This window comes from Candidatus Poriferisodalis sp. (assembly GCF_965203655.1).
GTDB lineage: Bacteria > Actinomycetota > Acidimicrobiia > Acidimicrobiales > Poriferisodalaceae > Poriferisodalis.
Window position 1 is genome coordinate 92,029 of record NZ_CBDBDD010000002.1, and the last position, 26,320, is coordinate 118,348.

Here is a 26,320-nt window from a genome sequence, read left to right on the forward strand (position 1 = left end):
AGGCCTGAGCCGGCGGCAGCGGCGCTCTCAGTCCCAGTAGCGGCTGAGCGTTTCGCCCATCACCTGCGCACGCAGCCGCTCGCACAGTGCCACCAGCCGTCCCAACGAGCGGCGCGCATCGTGGGTGGCGGTAGGTCCGGCCGCGTGGATGACCGGTTGGATCCCTTGCTCGAACATGGCCGCATCGCGCGCCGCGGCGTTGCGGACGACTCGCAGATGGCGGGCCTGCAGGCCGTAGGTGGCGAACTCGCGCGAGATGCGAGCGATGAGCAGCGCACCGCTGCTGTAGCGGGGCTCGGGAGGTTCGAGTGCGAGCGATGCCTGGGGGTCGCTGCCGGGCGGGGGTGTGCCGGCATCGGTGAGCGGCACCAGCAGGCCGTACTCGGTCAGCTCGGCAATCTCGGCCAAGCTGAGCCCGCTCTCGGCGCTCAGCTCCGCAGCGCTGTAGGCCTGGGCGTCGTCGGGCGCGGCCCACGGCGGCTGCGCCGCGTCCGGCTCGGGGCCCGGGAATCGGGCGGCTCCACCTGCAGCGGCATCCTCGGGGACGGCGTCACCGGCAACGGCGTCTTCGGGGGCGGCATCGCCGGCGACGGCTTCACCTGCGGCGTCTTCGGAGGCGGCATCGCCGGAACCGCCACGGTCGCCGACCTGCTTGGGATCTGCGGCGCCTGTTCCCCCGAGCGAGGGACCGCCATCACCAACGCCGATGCCCCAGATGTCGGCGAGGTGTTCGCCCCGGTCGATGCGCTCGCCGATGATGCTGAGCGGCAGGTACTGGTCGCGCTGGCGGCTGAGAATCCAGCGCAGCACCTCGATGTCGTGTGACCCGAAGCTGCGGTATCCCCCCGGGGTGCGCGCTGGCGAGATGAGCTTCCGATCCTCGAGAAAGCGGATCTTGGAGTCGGTCAGGTCGCTGAACTCAGGTCGCAGCAGGGCCACGACCTCCCCGATCGACAGCCGTCCAATCGGGGCACGCAGATGTGAAGGCGGGTGGGGTTCAGGCTCGGCGCCTGCACTCACAGCCCGACCGACGACACCAGGTACAGCAGCTTGAACTTGCCGACCTGCAGCTCGTCGCCGCCCCGCAGCGAGATCTCGCCGTCGGTGCGGATGCCGTTGACATAGGTGCCGTTGAGCGAGCCGACGTCGCGCAAGGTGTGCCCCGCTGGGCCCAGCTCGAGCACGACGTGACGGCGCGAGACGGTGATGTCATCGAGGAAGACGTCACTGTCGGGATGGCGCCCGACCGTGACCCGATCGCCGGCCAGCTCGAAGCGTGTGCCGGAGCGGTGCCCCGAGGTCACCACCAACTCGGCGACCCCGCTGTAGGGAGGAGCGTCGGTTGCGCCGACCGGCGAGAGCACCTCGGTCGGCGCGTCGGCAGACGAGTCGAGGCGTGCGCCGCAGCCCGAACAGAAGCGCGCATCGTCGGAATTCGAATACCCGCACCTTCCGCAGACGATGGCCACGGCGATCAGACGTCCTCGGCGATCAGCGCGGCGTAGCCGTCGGCATCGAGCAGGGCAGCCATCTCGGCATCAGCCTGCGCGGTGTCGGCTTTCGGCGTGATGACGCAGATCCACCCGTCGCCGTAGGGAGACTCGTTCACGAGCTGGGGTTCGTCCTCGAGCGCCACGTTGACCTCTGCGATCTCGCCCGACAGCGGCGCAAAGATGTCCGAGACCGATTTTGTGGACTCGATCTCGCACATGGCTTCATCGGCGGCGACCTGCGCCCCGATCTCCGGCAGCTCTACGTACACGACATCGCCGAGCGCATCCTGCGCAAAGTCCGTGATGCCGACCTGCATGCCGGCATCGCTGGGGCGCACCCATTCATGGTCGGCCGAGTAGCGCAGCTCTGCAGGAATCTCCATGGCCGCGAAGCTATCGGATGGGTGTCACACCGCCCGGCCGGCGCGTCCCTCGCGAACAGCAAGAATCGCCTGCGGTACATAGCCGAACGCCGACCAGTAGTGAATCGGCAATCCCGTGGCCACGAATACCCACGCAAGCACGCCGAACACGCCAGCCGCGGCGATGTCGCTGGCACCCGCCAGGAAGCTCGGGATGGCGAACATCATCAGGAACGTCCCGGTCTTGCCCCACCACGTGACCTCGATCTTGCGGGCGCCCGCCGCCGCCAGCACCAGCGCTGCGACCGCCACGCCGCCTTCGCGTACCAAGGCCAGCACCGCAATCCACAACGGCAGCGAGCCGTCGACGATCAGGGCCACCAACGCCACCAGCAGCAGCAGGCGATCGGCGGTGGGGTCGAGGATCTTGCCGAGCTCGGACACCTGGTTGAAGCGGCGAGCGATGAAGCCGTCCACCCAGTCCGTGGCGCCGAGCACACCGAGCAGCAGCGCAGCACTCCAGCGGTCCTCCGCGCCGAACACCAGCCACACGAACCACGGCAGGCAGCACAGCCGCCCGAAGCTGATCAGGTTCGGCACGGTGAACGGCCGCCACCCGACCTCGGGGGTCTCCGACGCGCCGGGGGCCTCGCTCACCTGGCTCACAGTACCGACGCATACTCAGGCGCATCCCCCATTTAGGCTTCGCCCGTGGCCACCGTCTTCACCAGGATCATCGAGGGCGAGCTGCCCGGCACGTTCGTGTGGCGAGATGAGGTGTGCGCGGCGTTCCTGTCGATCAACCCGCTCGCACCGGGCCATACGCTCGTCGTGCCCATCGCGGAGATCGATCACTGGCTGGACGTGCCAACCGATCTTCAGGCGCACCTGTTCGATGTCTCGCGCCGCATCGGGGAAGCGCAGATGCGGGCCTTCAGGCCAGATCGCATCGGACTGGTGATTGCCGGCTTCGAAGTCCCCCACTGCCACATTCACGTGTGCCCCGTGAATTCCATGGCCGACATGAACTTCGCCCGAGCGCTGCCGATGGCCTCCACCGAGGAACTGGCCGGTCCGGCCGCAGCGATCCTCGCCGAGCTGGCAGCGGCGGGCTGATCGGCGGAGTCCCGCTAGAAGAGCCGATCCGGCTCGACCGGATCGATGAGGCTGGCGTCGCGATTGCGGACACTGCCCACTTCACGGCTCACCTGGTGCGACCGCAGGATCCCCTCCGCAGCGGGCAGGCACATGGCCGCGAGTTCGTCGACGTCGTCGTTGGCCGGATCGAGCCACGCTTCCCACTGCGGGCGCTCCAGCAGCACCGGCATGCGGTCGTGAATCGACGCCATGAAGCCGTTCGCGGCAGTGGTCAGCACGGTCGCCGAGTGCAGCACATTCGGGGGTGCGCCGTCGGCAGGGTCGTCAGGCGGCGACCAGCGTTCCCACAGGCCGGCCATGGCCAGCATGCCGCCATCGACGCGGGTGATGTAGTGCGGCAGTGGCCGGTCATCTCGGGGTGTGCCCTTCGGGGCTCGGGGCCACTCGTAGAACCCGTCGGCGGGGACGAGGCAGCGGCGCCGCTTGAACGCGCCACGGAAGGAGTTCTTCGTTGCGGCTGTCTCGGAGCGGGAGTTGAACAGCAGCGGGCCCTTCGTGGGGTCTTTCGACCACGGCGGCACCAGACCCCACCTGAACGTCTCGATCCGGCGGGCATCGTCGTTGCCCACAACAGCCACTATGTCGGTGGTGGGGGCCACGTTGTAGCTGCGTGGTGCGTCGAAACCGGGCAATGGCGTGTCGAAGTACGCCGACACCGCATCGAGATCAGCCGCCGAGACAAAGCGCCCGCACATGCGCCGAGCGTAGAACGACGGTGGGATTCCGGATCCCCTCGGAATCAGCTCACTCAGACGCTACGAAATCAGGTTGTACGTGAAAATCATTTGAACATCATGAAATTTACTTGAATGATGTTTTCTCGTGGGATTCGTCGACGATCTTTGGACGGCGCTGCTGTCCGACGACGAAGCCGAAGAGCAGGAAGCGCTCGACCGGCTCGTCGAAGACGATGTGACGGCAGATATTGCGTTCGCCACACTCTCAACCGGCAGCGCGGCCACTTGCCAGCAGAGATCTCGCACAAGTCCCCCGGAGGCCGATTCCGACCGCAGGCAACAGTGACATGCTGCCCCCGGCTTGCCCCACGATGAAACGCTCGTCCAGACTCTCGTCAGCGGCGCGGAGGCCGCTCGCCGTGGCTGCTCGCCGGACAGGCCGGTACTGTGCGGCACGTGGGTGCAGGATCGCGAGTGGCGTGAATCGGTCGATGGCATCGACTCGAACGGCAACGACTGAGCAAGCCGATCTCTTGGCAATGCTCAGCGAGCGTTATGACACGCCTCAGGCCCGCGGCAGCGCGTTCGAGAGGCTGATGCAAGCTGCTCTGGCACGGCACCCGGACCTCTATGGTCCCCGGCGCTTCAAGCACGTTTGGCGCTGGATGGAATGGCCCGACCGCGAGGCCCACGGCTATGGGGCCGATGTCGGCATCGACCTCGTCGCCGAGCAAACCCCCGAGGTAGGCGGAGGACTGTGCGCGATCCAGACCAAAGCGCACATCGAAGGTCGAATCAGCAAGGCCGAGGTCGACTCCTTCATCTCGGCATCGTCGGGCTCGGCGTTCTCCGCGCGCCTGCTCGTGCTGACGTCACCGATGACCGCGCAGGCGCGGACGATGGTCGAACGGGCATCGCCGCGGTGCGAGGTGCTGCACCGCAGCGACCTCGAGTCGTGGCCGATCAACTGGGACGAGTGCCTCGACGACCCGACCGAGTTGCGCTTCACGCCCCAGCCGCGCCATACGCCCAAGCCGTTTCAGGTTGAGGCGATAGCGAAGGTGCTCGACGGGCTCGCCGCGGGAGACCGCGGACGGCTCGTACTGCCCTGCGGAACGGGCAAATCGGTCGTCTCGCTGTGGATCGCGGAACAGCAGGCTGGCGTCGGCGGGCGCATCCTGTACTTGGTGCCCTCAATTGCTCTAATGAACCAGACGATGCGCGAATGGGCACGCCAGCGAACTCCCGATATTGCGCATCGTTACATCGGCGTGTGCTCCGATACTCGCGCCGGACACGCAGCCGAGGATGCGCCGCTGGCCGAGCTGGCGATGCCGGTCACCACCGATCCGCAGCGCATCGCAGCGCAACTGGCCGTCAGCGACTCGGACGCAATGACCGTCGTGTTCTGCACCTACCAGTCGCTCAGCCTCATCGCTGACGCGCAGGCTGGGGACGGCACGGACACCCAAGTTCCCCCCTTCGATCTCGTGCTCTGCGACGAGGCCCACCGCACCACCGGCATCGAGGACACGAAGACGCCGAAGAAGGGCAAGGCAGACAGTCGAACGATCACCCCGTACTCCTTCATTCACAACCCTGAGCGCGTGCGTGCCCACAAGCGCCTCTATATGACGGCGACGCCTCGCGTGTACACCGAGGCAGCCAGGCGCCGAGCCGACGAACACGAGCGCGACTTCGACGTCTTCTCGATGGACGATCCGAGCATCTACGGTCCGGAGCTGTACCGCATGTCGTTCGGCGACGCTGTCGAGGGCGGCCACCTCACCGACTACAAAGTGCTGGTCATCGCGGTGGCCGAGAATCCGGTGCTCGATGCCTACGACAGCATCGTGATCGACGACGATCGGCCATTCAGCATCCACGAAGCAGTCCGCTTTGCTGGCTGCTGGGACGGCTTGGCCGATCCCACTACCACCACCGCTGAGGGCCGTGTCACGGGCGCCGTCAACCCGCAGGACGCTGCCCAGCGAGTCATCGCCTTCACCAACCGAATCCGCAACTCCCAACTGGTGGAGAGGTACTGGAACCCCGTGGTCGAGGCGGTGGCTGCTGCGGTGCATGGTCGGACGGCGGCAGGCGATAGGGCCGAACTGCTCGGCTGCGACGTACGCCACGTCGACGGCTCGAAGAACGCTCTCGAACGGGCCGACACGATTGCATGGCTGCGACAGGGCGATCCCGGCGGCGCCTGCCGCATTGTGACCAACGCCCGCTGCCTCACTGAGGGCATCGACGTGCCGGCATTGGACGCCGTGATCTTCCTCGAACCGAAGCAGTCACAGATCGACGTCATACAGGCCGTCGGCCGCGTGATGCGGCGCGCCGAGCACAAAGATGTCGGCTACGTGATCCTGCCGGTGGTGGTTCCCTCCGGCGCAAGCCTGCTCGACGACCAAGTCTTGTCGGGCTCCGACTTCAAGGCCGTTTGGAAGGTCCTCAAAGCCCTGCGCTCACACGACGAACGCCTAGACGTCGCGATCAACACAGCCGACCTGACAGGACGGCTGCCCATCAGCATCCTGCCGAGCGGCGTATGCAGCACATGCGGTCGGGCCGACGCCGAGTGTGAATGCGAGCAAGACGGCGGCGGCGACATCGACGGCAAGGTGACCCAGCAGCGTCTGCCCTTCGAGCACGCCATTGCGTCACGGCTGGTGGCCGCCTGCGGGGATCGCCAGTACTGGGATCGCTGGGGACGTGAAGTGGCGCGGATCACCGGCACCATCACTGAGCATGTGCGAACTGCTGTCGGCGCAAACCCTGACTTGGCAGCCAAGTTCGAGCGCTTCGGCGTCCAGATGGAGGCCACCATCGGCGGAAGCCTGCCGTCAGGCGACCTCGCGGTGCTCGTAGCCCAGCATGTAGTGACGATGCCAGTCTTCGATGCGCTGTTCGCAGGAAGCGGCTTCGCCGACCGCAACCCGATCTCCGCCGCCCTGAACGAACTGCTCGACGAGTTCAAAACAGCCGACATCCGGCTGCGCGACGAGACTGTCGCGTTGGACCGGTTCTACGACAGCGTCCGCAACCGCCTCTCCGGCGCGGCCGATTCCGATGCCCGACTCAAGATCATGCTGGAGGTATACGAGTCGTTCTTCAAGGAAGCGATGCCCGCCGAGATCACTCGACTGGGGATCGTCTACACGCCAGTGGAACTGGTGGACTTCATGCTGCGGTCGGTCGACGCGGTGCTGCGCCAAGAGTTCGGGCGGGGATTGACCTCGAAGGACGTTCACATCTTGGACCCTTTCACGGGCACGGGCACGTTCATCAACCGTCTGCTCACCCAGCACAACAGCGCCGGCGAGCCGCTGATCGCGGACGAAGACTTGGAGCGCAAGTTCGTCAACACGCACAACCCGCTGGTGCCTGGCGGCAGCGTCCAAGAGATCCACGCCAACGAGATCGTGCTGCTCGCCTACTACTTGGCAGCCATCAAGATCGAAGAGGGCTATCGGGAGCGCACCGGCAGCTACGAGCCATTCAGCGGCATCGTGCTCACCGACACGTTCTCGCACGACCCCGCAAGCTTGCCCGGAACGGGAACGATCGGTTACAACTCGGCCCGCGCCCGGCAGCAGAACGAACTACCCATCCAAGTCATCATCGGCAACCCACCTTGGTCGGCCGGCCAAAAGTCAGCAGGTGACGACAACCCCAACGTCGAGCATCCCCACGTCGAACAGCGCGTTCGCGACACCTACGGACGTCGTCATCGCGACATCACCGGTCGCGGTGCTGGCAAGGCGATGGGCAACCTGTACGTAGAAGCCATTCGCTGGGCCACGGACAGGCTCAGCCAACCGAACAATGATCCGGCCACTCCTGGCGTTGTCGCGTTGATCCACCCCAATTCACTGTCGAACGCACCGTCGTTGGCCGGAATGCGGGCAGCTCTCCGAGATGAATTCTCGAAGATCTACGTCGTCAACCTCTTGGGCGACAACATGAAATCGGGCGACGAGCGTGACCGTGAGGGTTCTGTCATATTCGGCATCGAGATTCGCGAGAACTCCGAGGTTCGTAAAGGCACCGGAGCACGCGTCGGCGTTCAGATCACCATCTTGATCCGCAACCCCGATCGCCCGAGTGAGACACCCGCTCTCTTGCAATACGCGGAGGCACCTGAATACTCCAGCCTTCAGCAAAAGTTCGAATGGCTGAGCGGTCTCGGCGATGCCACCAGCGAGCGCTTCGTCACGGTCCCAGAGAATGAGTCGCATGACTGGGTCAACGTGACCGACGGGAGTTTCAACGACCTAATGCCAGTCTGCGCGCTCCGCAGGGATGATCACGATTCGACACACATGATCCACGACCATGCGCTGGGCATCGCCACGAACTGCGATGTCTACGTATATTCCTTCTCGCGCGACGAACTGGCCCGTCGCATGCAGCAACTGATCGATGCTTACAGCGATGCGCTTGAGCTCGTCGAAGCTGGCTGCAGCGTCGAGGAATGCACGGCGAACGACGACCTCGCACGGATCAAGTGGACCGGGACGCTCAAGCAATCACTGCGCCGCCGGGAAGAGATCGTGTTTGACAAGGACCGCATCCGCGAGGTGCTGTACCGGCCGTTTACGAAGTTGTGGCTCTACGAGGACTCTCGAATCCTGTCATCCGTCAAGTCCATAGCCGCCATGTTCCCGAACGCAGAGAGAGAGAGAGAGAGAGAGAGAGAGAGAGAGAGAGAGAGAGAGGAATCTCGGTCAGCAGCCCGTCCAGCAGGACACGATTCTCGGCGCTCGCGGTCGGACAGCGCATCGATCTCAACTGCCTCGAAGGCGGAGCGCGGTTCGCGCCCAGGGCGAAACGCTCCTGATGACGACTCCATCGAACAGAACCGTGTTCGCCATTTTGGCGACGCCGATATTGCCGGACCTGCACGCGCTGGACCCAGCATGCCGAGCGGCACCGCGGAGACGACCGTGAGCAGAGCCGAAGTCCTGCTTGTGACTTCGCCGAACAACAGGGCGATCTTCTCGGCTTTGGCAACCGCCTGCCCGGTCGATCTCAGTGCTTGCGGCACCAATCAACCCACTCGTGTCGTCCCGAGGAGGCGTTCGTGACAGAAACCCTCGACTTGGGGCTGACCGTAGGCGAGGCCGCTGCGAACCTCGACAACCTGAGTGACTGGGCGTTGGAGCAATTCCAAGCCAAGTACGGCGCCGAAATCACCAAGGACGACATCTGGGAGTACCTGTACGGCGTGATGCACTCGCCGCATTGGCGCATTGACTACCGCCACGACCTGCAGCGCAACCTGCCGCGCATCCCGCTAGCCGACGACTTCGAAGCATTCCGGTCGGCTGGGCGCAAGCTGATGGACTTACACATCGACTACGAGACGGTCGACGAGTACCCCGTGCAGTGCTTGGTGGATGGCGAGCCGGACGAAGGTGACGCCGATGGAAACGCATACCGGATCGAGAGTCGGATGCGCTGGGGCAAGGGCCCTGACGGCAGCGAAGACCGCACTGTACTCCTGCTCAATAGGCGGTGCCGCCTGGTCGGAATTCCGGTCGAGACAACGCGCTACACCGTCTCGGGACGCACCCCGCTGCAATGGGCCATCGACAGCCTCCGCGTCAAGCACGACAAGGCTTCAGGCATCATCGACGATCCGAACGGCTGGCGCGACTGGGCAGACGAGCCGTTCAACCTGATTCGCCACCTGCGCCGACTGGTGACTGTGAGCTACGAGTCGGCCCACATCATCGCTTGGTTGCCGACCTCACGCCCCGGCGAGTCGCACCTGTACGAGCCAGGCCCGGTCACGCTGGCCGACATCATCGAATCCGCAGCGACAGCGGAACCATCAGAAGACTCCACAGGCATCGTCTACACCGATGAAGAGTTCGAGGCGCACTTGGATTCGTTGCCCTACGAACAGTCGACAGATTCTTGACCGCTCGTGCCGACCCACGAGGAAGATGGAGTCTTCTTGCGCGACGTGGCGAAGCTCACCCCTCAACAACGTGAACGTTTTCGACTCGTCCGGGCCCAGTTCGTTGACGATCTTCGTCAAATGGATGCCGGCACCGCGACATGGTTTCGCGACGGACTGGTCCACAAGCTAAGGGGCGTGCGAGACCGCTACGAACTGCGGTGGGCTGAGGACGGCCGGGCCGTCTTCTCCTTCGGGAGCGCGCAGCAACCGAATCTCACGCACATTCGCTGGCACCGCTGCGGAACCCACAGCATCTTGCCTTGATCCAGCTGTAGATGACGTGACGGCAGGTTTCGCTCTGCCTACGGCGCCTGCGCTGACAGTGCAGTGCCGCGGATGGCGACGATGGCGTTCACGGCATAATTGCCCCAAGCACTGGCGCCCTCGGTCTGGTACATGAGGCCGTCGTCGAGGCTCCACCCATCGGCGGCGTCGCTGTCGATATCGCGATCCAGGTCCCAGCCCAGCTGCATGACGTCGATGATCCTGACGTAGTAGCTCGTGTCGGCGTCCAGCGTGGCGCCCGGCGGCGCGGCGAATGCGACCGCTTCGCCGAGCGGCACCGACTGCGGGGTGATCAACGCGTACAGCACTTCGTCGGGCATCGTGATGTTGCGACCTTTCTGCGACCAGATCTCCACGCTGGGCCGGGTTGCCTCGAACTCGGGCCCGGACTGAGTGGAGCTGTCGGCAATCTGCAACCGCAGGTTGGTTCGAGAGTCGGACATCTCTGTCACTTCCTCTGGGTCCGGCGTGCGTTCCTGCGGAATCACGCTGACTTCCGACAGCGAGTAGCCCCCCGGGTTGGCACCGGTGCTAAACCCCTGAAACACCGAACCACCGCTGAACAGCAGGAACCCATCCGTGTCCTGCTGATCGATATTGGAGATGAGTGCCGCCGGGCCAGCGTCGGATATGCGGGCGGCGACGAAGGGGGGCCGCGAATCGATGTCGTGCACGCTGGCGCCAGCCACAGCAGAAGTGGACCAAGTCGCCGTTGCCAGTACCGCTAGCAACACAACCAGTGGCTTTCTCGAGTCGGGATGCCAGCAACGTCTCTTGGTCATGGCAGGACTCCTATCTGCCTGCACTATGACTCAAGATTCGGCCGTCACATAGTCAGGATGCCCTCGAATCCGCGCCGACGTGTGACGGCTATACGTAGGTGGAGCCCTTCATGGCTCCGCGGTCCTGGCGGATCTCCACGTTGACCAGCGCAGGCAGGCCCGAGTCGAACGCCCGTGCCAGCGCCGGTGCGATCTCGTCGGGCTCGGTCACGTGCTCGCCGTGGCCGCCCATGGCCTCGATCACCTTGTCGTAGCGGGTGTAGCTGAGCTCGGTGGCGACCACGCGGTCCTGGCCGTAGAGGCTGGCCTGGGGACGCAGCATCTGACCCCACGCCGCATCGTTGCCCACGACTCCCACGATGGGCAGCCCGAATCGCACCGCCGTGTCGTACTCGAAGCCGTTGAGCCCGAACGAGCCGTCGCCGTAGACGATCAGCACCCGCTTGTCTGGGTGTGCCTTCTGCGCCGCCAGCGCGAACGGCATCCCGACACCGAGCGTGCCGAGCGGGCCCGGGTCCATCCAGGTGCCGCGCCTGGGCACCCGGATCACCTTGGAGGCCTGCGCCACGATGTCGCCGCCATCGCCGATCACGATCATGTCGTCGGTGACGGCATCCGCTATCTCGCGGCACAGCCGCAGCGGGTCGATCGGTACTTCGTCGCTGTTCAGCTCGGCGCTGCGGGCCTCGTCCATCTCGGCTTCGCGCGTGCGCAGCGCCGCAAGCTGTGCACTGGCGTCCACGGTCACGCCGGTGGCCTTGAACACATCCAGCAGCGCATCGAAGTTGGCGCCAAGGTTGCCGACGAGACTGACATCGGCGGGGCGGTTCTGGCCGATGAGCGTCTCGTCCAGGTCGAGCTGCACGATGCGGGCGTCCGCCGGGATGGCGCGGCCGAACTTCATGCGGAAGTCGAGCGGCGTGCCGGCCAGGATCACCACGTCAGCGGCTTCGAGTGCTTCCTTGCGAGTGAGCGAGAGAAACGACGGGTGATCCCACGAGATCTCCCCGCGCGCCATGCCGTTCACGTAACACGGCACGGACGTGGCATCCAGGAATGCAGCCAACGCATCGCCGCCTTCGCTCCATTTCAGCGCCGTGCCGGCCATCACGACGGGCCGTTCCGCTGAGGCGATCAACTGGGCTGCCTGTTCCACCAGAGGGGCTGCAGCGGCAGCGGCCACCCGGTAGTCGCGAAACCGGGGCACCTCGACGGCGTCAAGATCGACCCGCCCATGCAGGATGTCCATGGGTATCTCGAGAAAGGCCGGGCCGGGCACGCCGCTGAGCGCCGTGCGTATGGCCAGTTCGATGTACTCGGCAATGCGGCGGGTCTCCCCGCATGCACCCGACCATTTCGTCACCGGACGCATGAGCGACACGTGGTCCATTTCCTGCAGCGAGCCTCGGCCGGCGTGCTTGAACGGCCCTTGGCCACCGAAGACCAGGATCGGCGAGTTGGCTCGCCAGGCATTCGCGACGCCGGTGACGCCATCGGTCACGCCCGGGCCGGCGGTGAGGATGGCCACGCCGACCTTGCCCGGGTGCAGGCGAGCCCATGCGTCGGCGGCGTGCGTCGCGGCTTGTTCGTGGCGGACGTCGACGACCTCGATGCCCTCATCCAGACAGCCGTCGTAGATGCCCATGACGTGACCGCCCGACAAGGTGAACACGCACTCCACGCCCGCGGCCTTCAGCGCCTTCGCGGCGAGCTTGCCGCCGTGGGTCTCGGTGGCCGTCACGCCCAATGCTCGCCGTTCCTTGCCGCTCATGTCGTTCTCCCGCTTACGCCAGCACGTGTCTGATTCTGCTCGCCTAGGCGAGCACGTGCTTGATGCTGCTGGCTTACGCCAGCACGATGTTGACCAGTTTGCCGGGGACGGTCACGACGCGCTGGATGTCTGCGCCGACGGTGAGCTGGGCGATGCGTTCGTCGGCCTTCGCCGCAACTTCGAGATCGGCTGGCGAGATGCCGGCGTCAACCGTGATCCGGCTGCGGACCTTGCCGTTCACCTGCACCGGCACCTCGATCACCTCGGCCGCCAGCAGCGCCGGATCTGCCTGTGGGAACGGCGCGTAGACCACCGTGGTCGAGTTCCCCAGCTTCGACCACAGCTCCTCGGCCAGGTGCGGCACCAGCGGCGCCAGCAAGCGCACCAGTACGTCGGCGACAGAACGGGGCGTCGGACCTCCCCGGCGCGTCAGCTCGTTGTTCAGCTCGGTGATGCGGGCGATCGCCGAGTTGAAGCGCAGGTCGGACATGGCGTCGGTGACTGCCGCGATGGTCCGGTGCACCATCCGCTCAAGGTCGGCGTCGGGCGCAACGTCGGCAACCGCGAGTTCGCCGGTCTGCTCGTCGACCAGGCTTCGCCACACCCGCTGCAGCAGCCGGTGCGAGCCGATCACCGAATGCGTCTCCCAGGGACGGCCCTGATCCAGCGGGCCCATGAACATCTCGTAGGTCCGCAGCGTGTCGGCCCCGTACGCGCTGTAGATGTCGTCGGGCGTGACCGCGTTGCGCAGCGACTTGCCCATCTTGCCGAAGTGGCGGGTGACCTCGGCGTCGCCCCAGAAGAACTTGCCGTCCCGCTCGACCACCTCGGAGGCCTCCACGTACACGCCCCGGCTGTCCTGGTACGCGGCCGCCTGGATGTAGCCCTGGTTGTACAACCGGCCGAACGGCTCGGGACCGCTGACGTGACCGAGGTCGTACAGCACCTTGTGCCAGAAGCGGGCATACAGCAGGTGCAGCACAGCGTGCTCCACGCCGCCGACGTAGAGGTCGACCCCCCCGACCCCGCCGTCGGGGTCAGCCATCCAGAATCGCTCCACCTCCGGATCCACCAGGGCGTCGTCGTTGGTCGGGTCCAGGTAGCGCAGGTAGTACCAGCACGATCCGGCCCACTGGGGCATCGTGCTGAGCTCGCGGCGGTACGTGCGCTCGCCGTCGCCGAGGTCATAGGTGGCCGTGGCCCACTCGGTGGCACGGCCGAGCGGCGGCTCAGGCTCCGACGACTCGTCCAGCGCCCGGGGCGCCCAGTCGATCAGCTCGGGCAGCTCCACCGGCAATTCGGCCTCGGGCACCGCCAGGGGAAGCCCCGTCTCGTCGAACACGATGGGGAACGGCTCGCCCCAGTAGCGCTGCCGGCTGAACAGCCAGTCCCGCAGCTTGTAGGTGACCGTGCGGCGACCGCAGCTCCGCTCTTCCAGCCAGTCGCAGATGGCGTCGATGGCCTCGGCCTTTTCTAAGCCGTTCAGGAAATCGCTGTTGATGGCCGGTCCGGGACCGTCGTAGGCCTCGCCGCCGAATTCGGGTGGCGGCTGCACCGTGCGCATGATCGGCAGCCCGAACTGGACGGAGAAATCCCAGTCGCGCTGATCCTCTCCCGGCACCGACATGACCGCGCCGGTGCCGTAGTCGATCAGCACGTAGTCGGCGACGAACACTGGCACCGGCTCTCCGTTGGTGGGCACGCGGCAGTTCACCCCCAGCCACACGCCGGTCTTGTCGCGCTCGGTCTGGCGCTGCAAGTCGGTCATCGCGGCTGCCTGGGCCCGGTATGCGTCGAGAGCCTCGCGAGGCGTCGCGGCGCCGCCGGTCCAGCGCGGATCGGTATCCGGTGGCCATGCGTCGGCGACCAGCCCGTCGACGAGTGGGTGCTCGGGTGCGAGCAGCATGGCCGTGGTGCCGTAGATCGTGTCGGGACGAGTGGTGAACACCTCGATGGCTGGGCCAGAACTCTTCGAATCGGGATCGTCCGCGCCGGATTCGCCCGGTGCGACGTCGGCCGCGAAGCTGATGTATGCGCCCTCGCTGCGGCCGATCCAGTTGCGCTGCATGATCTTGACGCTCTCGAACCAGTCCACCCGGTCGAGATCAGCCAGCAGCCGGTCGGCATAGGACGTGATGCGCATCATCCACTGCTTCATCGGGCGGCGGAAGACCGGATGATTGCCCCGGTCGGACCGGCCCTCGTTGGTGACCTCCTCGTTGGCCAGCACCGTGCCCAGCGCAGGGCACCAGTTGACCGGCGCTTCGCCCAAGTAGGCCAAGCGGTGCTCATCGAGCTCGGTGCGCCGCTCGATGTCGTTCATGTCGGCCCAGGCAGCGCCGCTGGTGGTCGACTTCTGCCCGGTCTCGAACAGCTCGACCAACTCCGCTATGGGGCGGGCCCGCTGCGCCTCGGCGTCGTACCAGGAGTTGAAGATCTGCAGAAAGATCCACTGCGTCCAGCGGTAGTACTCGACGTCGGTGGTGGCCAGCGATCGCTGGTCGTCGTGCCCGAGCCCGAGCCGGGCCAGCTGGCGCGACATGTTGGCGATGTTCCGCTCGGTGTTGACGCGGGGATGCTCGCCGGTCTGGCGGGCATGCTCCTCAGCAGGCAGGCCGAATGCGTCGTAGCCCATCGGGTGCAGCACCACGTACCCGCACATGCGCTTGAAGCGTGCGTACACGTCGGTGCCGATGTAGCCCAGCGGGTGACCGACATGCAGGCCCGAACCCGACGGGTACGGGAACATGTCCATGATGAAGAGCTTGTTCTTGTCGGTCGCCGGGTCCGCCGACGAACCCTTGGGATTGGGTGTGCGGTAGGTGCCGTCTGCCCGCCACCGCTCCTGCCAGCGCAATTCGATCTCGTTCGCCATCTCGGCGTCGTAGCGATACGGAGGGAGCTCGCTCGCCTCAGATGAACGCGCGACAGCGACATCGGCCGATGCGGGGGCATTCATGCGGGCAAGGATGCCACGGACACTCTCGAATCACTAAGAATGAGCCACATTCGCCTCCCGAAGGCGACCGCTACCCTGCGGACCGTGGCCCCTACGCCCACCTCGCGGCACGACACCGCGCTCAGCGACCCCGGATTCGCCGATGTCTCTGAGAGCGATTGGGAGGCCGCGGCCGAAGGCGCGCTGCGGGGCGAGCCGCTGTCGTCGCTGCGCACGACGCTGCTCGACGGCATCGAGACTGCCCCGCTGTACACGTCGCATCGCCACGGCACCGAGGCTGACCCTTCAGGCTTGCCCGGCAGTGCACCGTTCGCTCGCGGCGCCGCCGCCGCGAGCGGTGCACTGGGCTGGGCGGTACGCCAGATCCACGACGTACGACTCGCAGGCACGCCTGACGCCGTCGCCGTGGACACGACATCGGGCGTGGATGCCGTCACAGTCGCCCGGGGCTGGGACGCCGACGGCGATGCGGCCGCACTCGCCGCAGGCATCGGCGATGCGGCAGGCGCCGGCGTGACGATCCACCTGCAGTCCGGCGCATCACCCGCGCACGCCGCAGCACTGCTGAATGTCTTCGACCGTCACGGTCTGGATCTCGCAGGCCTGCGCTCGTGGATCGGTCTCGACCCGATCGCAGCGGCCGCCAGCGGTTGGCACTCGGCCGATTCCGATGATGGCGCCACACTCGTCTCCTCCATGTGCAGCGCAGCGCGCAGTGCCGCCGAGATCGCACAACGCTCGCCCGGGGCCGTGCCGCTGGAGGCCGACGGGTCGGTCTTCGCCGATGCCGGCGCGAGCGACGCCGCCGAGCTGGCTGCGATGCTCGCAACCGGGGTGGCGTGGCTGCGGGCGGCCTGCGACAACGCCGACGGACCAAGACTCGACCCGGATGCTGCCGCTCGCCTGCTGGGCTTCACGCTGTCCGCAGGGCCCGACGCTTTCCTGGTCACCGCCAAGTGCCGGGCGCTGCGGATGTGCTGGACCCGTGTGCTGGGCACCTGCGGAGTCGACGGCACCGGCGACGAGGGGTCCCCCATGCGGCTCCACGCAGTCACTGCGACGGCCATGCTGAGCGCTCGCGACCCCTGGGTGAACATGCTGCGCGCCACCACGGCGTCGTTCGGTGCGGCCAACGGCGGTGTCGACGCCATCACCGTCCGACCCTTTGACGCTGTCAGCTCCGGAGCATCGTCCAGCGGCCTGGGGTGGCGCGTCGCCGCCAACACGCAGCTGATCCTTCGCCACGAGAGCCGTATCGGATCGGTCATCGATCCCGCCGGGGGAAGCTGGTACATCGAACATCTCACGCGCACGTTGGCGCACGCAGCCTGGGACCGCTTCCGGGAGATCGAAGCGGCCGGCGGCATCTGCGCTGTGATGGCCAGCGGCGAGCTGAAGGCATCGATCGCCACCGAACGAGCGCTGCGCGATGAGCGGATCGCGGCGGGCGAACACGTGCTGGTCGGCGTCACCGACTTCGTGGACACCCACGCTGAGCAGGCATCGTGGGCGAACCTCTCGGCCGACCAGCCGCCCGGCGGGCTGGGCGTGCACCGCTGGGCGGCGCCCTACGAGGTCGAGTCAAACGGCGTAGCCCCGGCTGGGGCGGCATCCTCATGAGCGTCATCGGCGACTTCTCGGACCTCGAACTCGAGGACGCTCGGCTGGCCCCAGGGGGCTCGAACGGTCACCGCCGCGCTGAAGTCCCGGCACGAGCGGGATGGGCAGAGCAGTTCGCCTCCGAAACCGGCCACGCTCCCGTCCCCACCGCCACACCTGAAGGCATCGACATCGCGCCGCTCTACGTCGCCGCGGACATCGCCGACCTGTACGAGGGCGGATCCGGAGCTGGCGGGGATGGCACCGGCGGACGCACGTACCTCGACGGCTATCCGGGCTTCGCCCCGTACCTGCGGGGCCCGTACCCGACGATGTACACGAATCAGCCGTGGACCATCCGCCAGTACGCCGGGTTCTCCACCGCCGAGGACTCCAACGCCTTCTACCGGCGCAACCTGGCCGCGGGCCAGCGGGGCCTGTCGGTTGCGTTCGACTTGGCGACCCACCGGGGCTACGACTCGGACCATCAGCGAGTGAGCTCGGACGTGGGCATGGCGGGCGTGGCCATCGACTCGATCCTCGACATGCGCACGCTGTTCGACGGGATCCCGCTCGACCGAATGAGCGTGTCGATGACCATGAACGGGGCGGTGCTGCCCATCCTGGCGCTGTATGTCGTGGCGGCCGAGGAGCAGGGCGTCGCGCCCGCCCAGCTCACCGGGACCATCCAGAACGACATCCTCAAGGAGTTCATGGTCCGCAATACCTACATCTACCCGCCCCAGCCCTCCATGCGGATCATCAGCGACATCTTCGAGTTCACCTCGAAAGAAATGCCCCGCTACAACTCGATCTCGATCTCGGGCTATCACATGCAGGAAGCCGGGGCGACCGCCGACCTCGAGCTGGGCTACACGCTGGCCGACGGCTTGGAGTACCTGCGCTGTGGCATCGGCGCCGGCATGGGCATCGACGACTTTGCGCCTCGCCTCAGCTTCTTCTGGGGCATCGGGATGGACTTCTTCATGGAGGTCGCCAAGCTGCGGGCCGCCCGGCTGCTGTGGGCCAAGCTGGTCGCCCGCTTCGAGCCCGAGAACCCGCGGTCGCTGTCGCTGCGGACGCACTGCCAGACCTCCGGCTGGTCGCTGACCGCCCAAGATCCGTACAACAACGTGGTGCGCACCTGCATCGAGGCGATGGCCGCCGTCGACGGCCACACCCAGAGCCTGCACACCAATGCCTTCGACGAGGCATTGGCGCTGCCGAGCGACTTCAGCGCCCGGATCGCCCGCAACACTCAGCTGTTCCTGCAGCACGAGGCCGGCGCCACCCGGGTGATCGACCCCTGGGGCGGCAGCTACTACGTGGAGCGGCTCACTGCCGAGCTGGCACAGCGGGCCTCCGCCCACATCGACGAGGTCGAGCAGCTCGGCGGCATGGCTCGCGCCATCGAGGCCGGCATTCCCAAGATGCGCATCGAGGAAGCCGCCGCGCGCACCCAGGCCCGCATCGAGGCAGGTCAACGCACGGTCGTGGGCGTGAACCGCTACCGGTCCGAGCTGGCCAATGAGATCGACATCCTGCGCGTCGACAACGCTGAGGTGCGAGCCGCTCAGCTGGCGAAGCTGGACCGCCTGCGCGCCGAGCGTGACGCCGATGCGGTTCGCCGCTCGCTGGACGCTTTGCGTGAGGTGGCGCGCAGCGGCGAGGGCAACCTGCTGGCCGCATCCGTCGACGCGGCGCGCTGCCATGCCACCGTGGGAGAGATCAGCACGGCGATGGAGGACGCTTTCGGGCGGCACACTGCCCAGATACGCACGATCAGCGGCGTGTACGGGAGCGAGATGGCTGGCGACAGTTCGGGCGATGCAGATGACCCCGCTGCGGGCGGTGGCACGAACACGATGGCCGCCGCGGTTGACGCCGTGCGCAGCCGGATTGCTGCCTTCGGCCGCGAGACCGGGCGGCGACCGCGCATCCTCATCGCAAAGATGGGCCAGGACGGCCACGACCGGGGCCAGAAAGTGGTGGCCACGGCCTACGCGGACTTGGGTTTCGACGTCGACATCGGCCCGTTGTTCAGCACGCCCGCCGAGACAGCCCGTCAAGCCGTCGAGAACGACGTGCACGTGGTCGGCGCCTCGTCGCTCGCCGCAGGACACTTGACGCTGGTGCCGGAGCTGCGGGACGCGCTGGCGGAACTCGGCCGGCCCGACATCCTGATCGTGGTCGGCGGCGTCATCCCGGAGCAGGACTTCGATGCGTTGCGCGCGGCAGGCGCCGCCGCGATCTACCCGCCCGGCACGGTCATCGCCGAAGCGGCCGCCGAAATGCTCGACCTGCTCGAATCAGGCTGATCACCCCGGCTGATCAAGGTGGCCGGCTCGCCCGGCCGAACAACCCAGCCGACCGGCTCAGCGATGGCGACCGCCGACGTTGCGGATCTTCTTCTTGGCGCGTGCGCCCCGGTAGGCCGCACTTGAGGCTGCCCTCATGCCGCGGGGAGCGGCAGCGAGCCGCTCATCGGCCTCGTCGAGGTGGCGGTGGTAGCGGCGGTGCACCCACAGCCGCTCGCTGCCCACCTCGATCTGGCCCCACGCCGAGCCTCGCACGTTGAAGGGCTCGAAGCGCTCGACGCGGTCCAGCCGCTCGACGGGCTTGGCCGGCCGCAGCGCCCTGGTGCGCATCACCACGATGTCGGAGTCCGTGAACCCCAGCAGCCGGTATCGGGACATGCTGAGCACCGCGACGGTCGCGAACACCGTCGTGGAGATCAGGCCGATCTGCAGCCACGGGAGGTTGACCGTGAGCAAGATGCCCACCAGCGCGCCGACGCCGATGACGAGCAGAGTGAATGGGTGCATCCCTCCCTGCGCGGGCACGAGTGCATGCAAGTGGTCGCCCTGATTCAAAAACTGCTCCGCAGGATGGGAACGGTCCCCTGTGCGCATTCGTTTCAGCAAGCCCACCCGCACATTGTGCCCGAAGCGCCGGTCTTCCCAGACAGGCGGTCGCCGCGGCGCCCGGTACCTTGCTTCCGATGGCCGAAGCCGATGTCATCGAACTTGCTGCCGGTGTACGGGCGTGCGACCGCGCTGCCATCGGCCGGGCCATCACGCTGGTCGAGTCCCGGCTCACTGCCGATGCTGAACCGGCGCAGGAGCTGCTCGCCGAGCTGCTGGCCAATACCGGTGGCGCGCACCGGGTGGGCATCACCGGCGTTCCCGGCGTGGGCAAGAGCACTCTCATCGAGACGCTCGGCACGATGCTCACCGGACAGGGTCACCGTGTCGCCGTGCTCGCCGTCGACCCGACGTCGGCGCTGCACGGAGGCTCCATCCTGGGCGACAAGACCCGCATGACCGCGCTGGCCAATGATGCCGCCGCGTTCGTGCGGCCGTCGCCGACTGCTGGGCAGCTCGGCGGGGTGACGCGGGTGACCCGCGAGACGATCCTGGTGCTTGAAGCCGCTGGTTTCGATGTGGTGCTCGTCGAGACCGTGGGCGTCGGCCAGTCGGAGACGGCCGTGGCCGACATGGTGGACTTCTTCGTCGTGCTGATGCTGCCGGGCGCCGGCGACGACCTGCAGGGCATCAAGAAGGGCATCCTGGAGATCGCGGATCTGATCGCAGTCAACAAGGCCGACGGCGACAACGTCGAGCGAGCCGGCATCGCGGCTCGCGACTACCGACTCGCGCTGCACATGACCCAGCCGGCGTCGCCGACTTGGACTCCCCCGGTGATCACCTGCTCAGGTCTGACCGCAGACGGCCTCGAGACGCTGTGGGACCACGTGGCCGAGCACCGCCGGCTCATGTCGGCATCGGGCGAGCTGGCAGCCCGCCGGGCGGACCAGCGGGTGCGCTGGATGCGCGCCATGCTGACTGAGCGCATGCGCGCACGGCTGACGACGCGTGCTCAGGACCTGCTGGCCGATCTCGAAGACGAGGTGCGAGCCGACCGGCTGACTCCAACAGCCGCAGTGGACCGGCTGATGACAGCCTTCGACGCGTCGACGACTGCCTAGTTCAAGAATCCTCGTCGAAGGCGACCTCGCCTAGAAGTCCTCGTCGAAGGCGACCTCGCCTTCGATGCCGACCTGGTAGGCCGCGACGGTGCGCTCGAAGAAGTTCGTGAGCTCCTGCACGTCCTGCAGTTCCATGAACGAGAAGGGATTCTTGGAGCCGAAGTTCTTCGGCAGCCCGAGCTGAGCCAGCCGCTGGTCGGCCACGAACTCCAAGTAGGACCGAGTGTCGGCGACGGACATGCCCGCCACGCCACCCGACAGCACGTCGCGCGCAAACTGCGTCTCGACGTCGACCGCCTCGACGATCATCTCGCGGATCCGATCGGCGAGGTCCTGGTCGAACAGGTCGGGTTCCTCGGAACGGATCGTGCGCACCACCTCGAACGCGAAGTTCATGTGCGCTGACTCGTCACGGAACACCCAGTTCGTGCCGGCCGCCAGGCCGTTCAGCAAGCCCTTCGACCGCAGGAAATAGACGTAGGCGAACGCCGCGAAGAAGAACAACCCCTCGATGCACGCCGCGAAGCAGATGAGATTCAGCAGGAACGCCTTGCGGTGCTCGACGGTGGAGAGCTGATCGAGCGACCACACGCTGTCCATCCAGCGGAAGCAGAAATCAGCCTTGGCGGCAATGGAGGGAATGTTCTCGATGGCCGAGAACGCCGCCGCTCGCTCGTCGAGATCTGGGATGTAGTGATCGAGCAGCGTCAGGTAGAACTGCACGTGCAGCGCTTCCTCGTACAGCTGCCTGCTCAGGTACATGCGAGCTTCGGGGCTGTTGATGTGCTGGTAGAGGTTCAGCACCAGGTTGTTGGCGACAATGGAGTCGCCGGTGGCGAAGAACGCCACGAGCCGGTTGATGAGGTGCCGCTCGGCCGGCGCCAGCTTGCGGTTGAGATCAACGATGTCGTCGGAGAAATCGATTTCCTCGACCGTCCACGTGTTGCGGATGGCGTCGCGGTACATGTCGAAGAACTGCGGGTACCGCATCGGGCGCAATGTCAACTCGAAGCCCGGCTCCAAAATGTTGCCGCGCTTCGGCGACCCGTCGCCAACGGAGTCGGCTTGGCGGGCGCCATCGGGCACCGGGTCGCTGAGGGGTGGGGTGAATTCGGGCTCTGGCTGGACAAGTGCCATGAGGATCCTCTGTCGGTCGTGGGCCTCTTGGTGTCAGCGACGCCTATTCGCAGGCTTCGCAGGTTTCGGGGTTCTCCAGCGAGCACGCCACGGCCTCGGCGGCGGCTGTGTCGATGACCGCGACGGCCGAGCCTGCCGCGGCTGGGTCGGGCATGGTCGACACGGTCGCCTCCGTTGCAGTGCCGCCGTTGGGCTGGCCGCCATTGCGCTGCGTGCCATTGCTGGGAGATGCACTGTCAGTCGTGGTCTGGTTGATGCGGGTAGCCGGCCGGGAGCGCAGGTAGTACGTCGTCTTCAGGCCCGATTTCCAGGCGTGCATGTACATCGAGGAGAGCTTCCCGATGTTGGGGCTCTCCATGAACAGGTTCAACGACTGGCTCTGGTCGATGAACGCGCCGCGTGCAGCAGCCATATCGATGAGCGCTCGCTGGGGCAGCTCCCACGCCGTGCGATACACCGAGCGCAGGTCGTCGGGGATCTCCGCGATGGCCTGCACCGAGCCCTCGGCCATCTTGATCTTGTTGGCCATGGCCTCGCTCCACAGGCCGCGCTGTTGCAGTTCGCGCACCAGGTAGCGATTGATCTGCATGAACTCGCCCGAGAGCGTCTCTCGCTTGAACAGGTTCGACACCTGCGGTTCGATGCACTCGTAGCAGCCAGCGATGGACGCAATGGTGGCGGTGGGCGCAACGGCGACCAGCAGCGAGTTGCGCAGCCCGTGCTGGCCGATCCGCTCGCGCAGCTCGGCCCAGCGCTGGGGCTGGGACGGCTCGATGCCCCACAGGTCGAACTGCAGCTCTCCCGCCGCGGCTCGCGTCTGGTCGAACGCGCCGTGCGGCCCGTATTGGCGAGCCAGCTCGCAGCTCGACCAGACTGCCCAGTAGTAGATCTCCTCGGCGATTCGGGCCGCGACCTCGACCGCCTCAGGCGAGTCGAACGCCAGATTGAGCTGGAAGAACACGTCCTGCAGGCCCATGACGCCGAGCCCGACCGGACGCCAGCGCTCGTTCGATCGGGCCGCCTCGGGCGTCGGGTAGTAGTTGATGTCGATGACGCGGTCCAGATACGGCACCGCGGTGCGCACGACCTCTCCCAGCGCGTCGTAGTCGATGGCGCCGTCCCGCACGAACTTGGCGAGATTGACCGAGCCGAGATTGCAGACCGCCGTCTCGGCGTTGCTGGTGACCTCGAGGATCTCCGTGCACAGGTTCGACAGGTGGATGACGTTGCCGGGCTCGCCGGTCTGGTTGGACTTGGCGTTCGAGGCGTCCTTGAAGGTCATCCAGCCGTTGCCGGTCTGCGCCAGCGTGCGCATCATGCGGCTGTACAGCTCGCGGGCCGACACCTGCCGCTCGTACAGGCTGGCCGCCTCGGCCTCGCGGTACGCATCGGTGAACTCGTCGCCGTACAGGTCGGTGAGATGGGGCACCCGCTTGGGATCGAACAGCGACCACTGCCAGTCGTTCTCGACCCGGCGCATGAACTCATCAGGCACCCAGTTCGCCAGGTTCAGGTTGTGGGTGCGCCGGGCATGGTCGCCAGTGGAGTCCTTCAGCTCCAAGAACTCCTCGATGTCGGCGTGCCACGACTCGAGATACACGCACGCAGCGCCCTTGCGCCGACCGCCCTGGTTCACCGCCGCAACCGACGAGTCGAGCGTCTTGAGCCACGGCACGATGCCGTTCGACAAGCCGTTGGTGCCGCTGATCAGCGAGCCGCGCGACCGCACCCGGTGCCAGCCCACGCCGATGCCGCCGGCAAACTTCGACAGCTTGGCGATGTCGGAATAGCGGTCGTAGATGCCTTCGAGCGAATCAGTCGGGCTGTCGAGCAGGTAGCACGACGACATCTGTGGGTGGGCCGTACCCGAGTTGAACAGCGTGGGCGACGACGGCAGGTAGCGCAGGCTGGAGATGAGCTCATAGAACGCGATGGCCTCTTCAGCGGTCTGCGACAGACCGCAGGCAACGCGGAGCAGGAAGTACTGCGGGTTCTCGATGACCGTCCGGCGCTGCGGATGCCGCAGCAGGTAGCGGTCGTACACGGTGCGCAACCCGAAGAACTCGAAGTCGCCGTTGCGCTGCGCTATGACTGCATCGTTGAGCTTGCGGGCGTTTGCGGCGACGAATGCCACCACATCGGGATGGATGAGCCCGCACTCGCCGCCCTCGGAGATGGACTGGCTGAACGAGTAGATGTTCTGGTTCTGGACTTCCTTGTCGATATAGGTGGCCAGCAAGCGGGCGGCCAGCTTCGAATAGTTCGGTTCCTCAGAGATCAGCGCAGCGGCCGTGCGAATCGACAGCTCGTCGAGCTCGGTGGTGGTGGCACCGTCATGAAGTCCCGAGATGGTCCGCGTCGCGACTCGCATCGGGTCGACGCCGGCCAGCTCAGTAGCACAGCGTTCGACGGCGCGGACGATCTTGTTGACGTCAACGGCTTGCATGGAGCCGTCGCGCTTCTGCACGCGCATGCCGGGCGTCTCGGCTGCATCAGCGTGATGCGCAGTGTCGGCTGCAGCGGTGTCGGCTGCAGATGCATCGGTGATGCTCATCTGCCGACGCCTTGGCATAGGCAGGCACCGAGGTGCGCTGTGCGACGTGTGGTGATCATGCCGGTCTCCGTCCCTCTCATCCCGCCGAATGCAGTGCCGTCTCGAGTGCTTGGGAGCTACGGCACCTGCTCGAATCACACTGTCGTAGTTACACAGGTGTGAGGAACATTTATAGCGCGGACTGGCCGTCGCAGCGAACCTTGGCCCGATCCCTTGCCAACTGGCGGAGTACGAGGCCGCTGCCGGCGCGCCGTCGCGCGCTGCGCCCGCACTGACAGCCTTCTTTCGCCTCGGAGATGACACACTTCTGGCGTGTCGAATTCCCCGAAACGCATAGTCGTCGTCGGTGCGTCGCTGGCAGGGGCGCGCGCGGTGCACAGCGTGCGCGCTGCGGGTCATGACGGGCCGCTGACGCTCATCGGTGCCGAGCCGCATCTCCCCTACGACCGGCCGCCGCTGTCGAAGGAATTCCTGACCGGTGAGGGCGACCCCAGCTCGCTGGCCCTCGACCAAGACGGTGCCTACGACGACCTCGACGTGAAGGTCATGCTGAGCACCCACGCGGTGGGGCTCGACGTGGCGGCTCGAACGGTCGCTGTCGCCCCGGCGGCAGGCGGCAACGCCGAGACAGTGCCATTCGACGGCCTCGTCATCGCGACCGGCGCGGCGGCCCGGTCGTTGCCGGGCACTGAGGGCATCAGGGGCGTCCACACGCTGCGGACCCTCGACGACGCGCAGGCCATCCGCGACGGTCTGCGGGCCGGCGCGCGAGTCGCTGTGGTGGGCGGCGGGTTCATCGGTTCGGAGGTGGCAGCCTCGGCCAAGGCCCGGGGCTGCGAAGTCACCGTGATCGAGGCAGCCAGCGCACCGCTGGTGCGCGGGCTCGGCGCGCAGATGGGCACGCGGGTCGGTGCGCTGCACGGCCACAACGGCGTGGAGCTGCGGCTCGGTGTCGGCGTGGAGGGCGTGCTGGGCGCTGAGCGATCCGAAGCGGTCGCCATGGCAGACGGCAGCCGCGTCCCTGCTGATCTGGTGGTCATCGGCATCGGGGTGGTGCCCAACACGGCGTGGCTGGAAGGCTCGGGACTGCAGATCGACAACGGCGTGGTGTGCGATGACACGCTGTGCTGCGGGCCCGAAGGCATCTACGCCGTGGGCGATGTCGCGCGTGCGCCCAATGGCTGGCTGGGGCCGTTAGCGGAGGCCGGACCGGTCCGGGTCGAGCACTGGACCGCAGCGGTGGAGCACGGCATGGCGGTGGGCCGCAACCTGGTGGCGCCCGCGGAAGCACAGCCGTACAGCTCGGTTCCGTTCGTGTGGTCCGACCAGTACGACGCCCGCATCCAGATCGCCGGACATCCCGATGCCGACGACGACGTGGAGGTGCTCGTCGGATCGGCTGAAGGCGGTTCCAACTCAGATCGCTCGTTCTTGGCCGGTTACCGGCGCAATGGCCACCTGAGCGCGGTGATGGCGCTCGACGCGATCAGGCCGTTCGTGCGATTCCGCCGCCTGCTGGCCAACCACCCCACGTGGGACGAGGCGCTGGAGCTCGCCGCCACGCTGAACTGATCGGCT

Annotated in this window: 19 protein-coding genes and 1 pseudogene; 9 read left to right on the forward strand and 11 right to left on the reverse strand. The window is 66.6% G+C overall.

Annotated elements, in window-relative coordinates:
• Positions 1-27 precede the first annotated feature (27 nt).
• The 4 genes from ACOGW9_RS00875 to ACOGW9_RS00890 all read right to left on the reverse strand — a co-directional run bounded on the left by ACOGW9_RS00875 (position 28) and on the right by ACOGW9_RS00890 (position 2,512).
• Positions 28-939, reverse strand: a complete 912-nt coding sequence (locus ACOGW9_RS00875) for a MerR family transcriptional regulator (protein ID WP_419907485.1) — start codon at positions 937-939, stop codon at positions 28-30.
• Positions 940-1,016: 77 nt separating this feature from the next.
• A complete protein-coding gene (locus ACOGW9_RS00880; protein WP_419907487.1) occupies positions 1,017-1,469 on the reverse strand; it encodes an FHA domain-containing protein in 453 nt (150 codons plus the stop codon).
• Positions 1,470-1,474: 5 nt separating this feature from the next.
• Positions 1,475-1,876: a glycine cleavage system protein GcvH gene (gene gcvH, locus ACOGW9_RS00885; RefSeq protein ID WP_419907489.1), complete on the reverse strand. Its 402-nt coding sequence runs from the start codon at positions 1,874-1,876 to the stop codon at positions 1,475-1,477.
• Positions 1,877-1,900: 24 nt separating this feature from the next.
• Positions 1,901-2,512, reverse strand: a complete 612-nt coding sequence (locus ACOGW9_RS00890; RefSeq protein WP_419907491.1) for a CDP-alcohol phosphatidyltransferase family protein — start codon at positions 2,510-2,512, stop codon at positions 1,901-1,903.
• Between the two features lie 54 nt (positions 2,513-2,566).
• Here ACOGW9_RS00890 and ACOGW9_RS00895 point away from each other — a divergent pair, with 54 nt between their 5' ends.
• A complete protein-coding gene (locus tag ACOGW9_RS00895) occupies positions 2,567-2,971 on the forward strand; it encodes an HIT family protein (protein WP_419907493.1) in 405 nt (134 codons plus the stop codon).
• Between the two features lie 14 nt (positions 2,972-2,985).
• Here the strand turns inward: ACOGW9_RS00895 and ACOGW9_RS00900 are convergent, their stop codons facing one another.
• Positions 2,986-3,708, reverse strand: coding sequence for an SOS response-associated peptidase (locus tag ACOGW9_RS00900; RefSeq protein ID WP_419907495.1), 723 nt, complete (start codon positions 3,706-3,708; stop codon positions 2,986-2,988).
• A gap of 127 nt (positions 3,709-3,835) precedes the next feature.
• Between ACOGW9_RS00900 and ACOGW9_RS00905 the strand changes: the two genes are divergently transcribed.
• The 4 genes and pseudogenes from ACOGW9_RS00905 to ACOGW9_RS00920 all read left to right on the forward strand — a co-directional run bounded on the left by ACOGW9_RS00905 (position 3,836) and on the right by ACOGW9_RS00920 (position 9,625).
• Positions 3,836-4,036, forward strand: a complete 201-nt coding sequence (locus tag ACOGW9_RS00905) for a hypothetical protein (protein WP_419907497.1) — start codon at positions 3,836-3,838, stop codon at positions 4,034-4,036.
• Between the two features lie 250 nt (positions 4,037-4,286).
• Positions 4,287-8,360 (forward strand): annotated as a pseudogene (locus ACOGW9_RS00910) (type ISP restriction/modification enzyme); the annotation flags it as partial.
• On the forward strand, positions 8,306-8,539 hold the full coding sequence (locus tag ACOGW9_RS00915; RefSeq protein ID WP_419907711.1) for a DUF3915 family protein: 234 nt from the start codon (positions 8,306-8,308) through the stop codon (positions 8,537-8,539). The pseudogene ACOGW9_RS00910 and the gene ACOGW9_RS00915, both read left to right, overlap by 55 nt.
• Before the next feature lie 243 nt (positions 8,540-8,782).
• Complete coding sequence (locus tag ACOGW9_RS00920) at positions 8,783-9,625, forward strand: type ISP restriction/modification enzyme (RefSeq protein WP_419907499.1); 843 nt, start codon at positions 8,783-8,785, stop codon at positions 9,623-9,625.
• A 344-nt stretch (positions 9,626-9,969) separates the two neighbouring features.
• On the opposite strand, the gene ACOGW9_RS00925 is transcribed toward ACOGW9_RS00920, so the two are convergent.
• The 3 genes from ACOGW9_RS00925 to leuS form a co-directional block, all read right to left on the reverse strand.
• Positions 9,970-10,641 carry a choice-of-anchor R domain-containing protein gene (locus tag ACOGW9_RS00925; protein ID WP_419907501.1) on the reverse strand — a complete coding sequence of 224 codons (672 nt, stop codon included), beginning with the start codon at positions 10,639-10,641 and terminating at the stop codon, positions 9,970-9,972.
• 181 nt (positions 10,642-10,822) lie between these two features.
• Positions 10,823-12,505: a thiamine pyrophosphate-binding protein gene (locus ACOGW9_RS00930; RefSeq protein WP_419907503.1), complete on the reverse strand. Its 1,683-nt coding sequence runs from the start codon at positions 12,503-12,505 to the stop codon at positions 10,823-10,825.
• A 73-nt stretch (positions 12,506-12,578) separates the two neighbouring features.
• A complete protein-coding gene (gene leuS, locus ACOGW9_RS00935; RefSeq protein WP_419907505.1) occupies positions 12,579-15,464 on the reverse strand; it encodes a leucine--tRNA ligase in 2,886 nt (961 codons plus the stop codon).
• Positions 15,465-15,548: 84 nt separating this feature from the next.
• Between leuS and ACOGW9_RS00940 the strand changes: the two genes are divergently transcribed.
• Positions 15,549-17,084 (forward strand): methylmalonyl-CoA mutase family protein, encoded by a 1,536-nt coding sequence (locus ACOGW9_RS00940; protein ID WP_419907507.1) that lies wholly within the window; start codon positions 15,549-15,551, stop codon positions 17,082-17,084.
• Entirely contained in the window at positions 17,081-19,381 is a 2,301-nt protein-coding gene (scpA, locus tag ACOGW9_RS00945; protein WP_419907509.1) for a methylmalonyl-CoA mutase, read from the forward strand. The genes ACOGW9_RS00940 and scpA overlap by 4 nt, the downstream gene beginning before the upstream one ends.
• 57 nt (positions 19,382-19,438) lie before the next feature.
• On the opposite strand, the gene ACOGW9_RS00950 is transcribed toward scpA, so the two are convergent.
• The gene (locus ACOGW9_RS00950) at positions 19,439-19,888 is read right to left on the reverse strand and encodes a hypothetical protein (RefSeq protein ID WP_419907511.1); all 450 of its coding nucleotides are present in this window, start codon (positions 19,886-19,888) and stop codon (positions 19,439-19,441) included.
• A 176-nt stretch (positions 19,889-20,064) separates the two neighbouring features.
• On the opposite strand from ACOGW9_RS00950, the gene meaB reads away from it, so the two are divergent.
• Positions 20,065-21,051, forward strand: coding sequence for a methylmalonyl Co-A mutase-associated GTPase MeaB (gene meaB / locus ACOGW9_RS00955; RefSeq protein ID WP_419907513.1), 987 nt, complete (start codon positions 20,065-20,067; stop codon positions 21,049-21,051).
• Between the two features lie 30 nt (positions 21,052-21,081).
• Here the strand turns inward: meaB and ACOGW9_RS00960 are convergent, their stop codons facing one another.
• Both ACOGW9_RS00960 and ACOGW9_RS00965 read right to left on the reverse strand, forming a co-directional pair.
• On the reverse strand, positions 21,082-22,041 hold the full coding sequence (locus tag ACOGW9_RS00960; RefSeq protein WP_419856378.1) for a ribonucleotide-diphosphate reductase subunit beta: 960 nt from the start codon (positions 22,039-22,041) through the stop codon (positions 21,082-21,084).
• 190 nt (positions 22,042-22,231) lie between these two features.
• Positions 22,232-24,742: a ribonucleoside-diphosphate reductase subunit alpha gene (locus ACOGW9_RS00965; RefSeq protein ID WP_419907515.1), complete on the reverse strand. Its 2,511-nt coding sequence runs from the start codon at positions 24,740-24,742 to the stop codon at positions 22,232-22,234.
• Positions 24,743-25,054: 312 nt separating this feature from the next.
• Between ACOGW9_RS00965 and ACOGW9_RS00970 the strand changes: the two genes are divergently transcribed.
• Positions 25,055-26,314: an NAD(P)/FAD-dependent oxidoreductase gene (locus ACOGW9_RS00970; protein WP_419907517.1), complete on the forward strand. Its 1,260-nt coding sequence runs from the start codon at positions 25,055-25,057 to the stop codon at positions 26,312-26,314.
• Positions 26,315-26,320 lie beyond the last annotated feature (6 nt).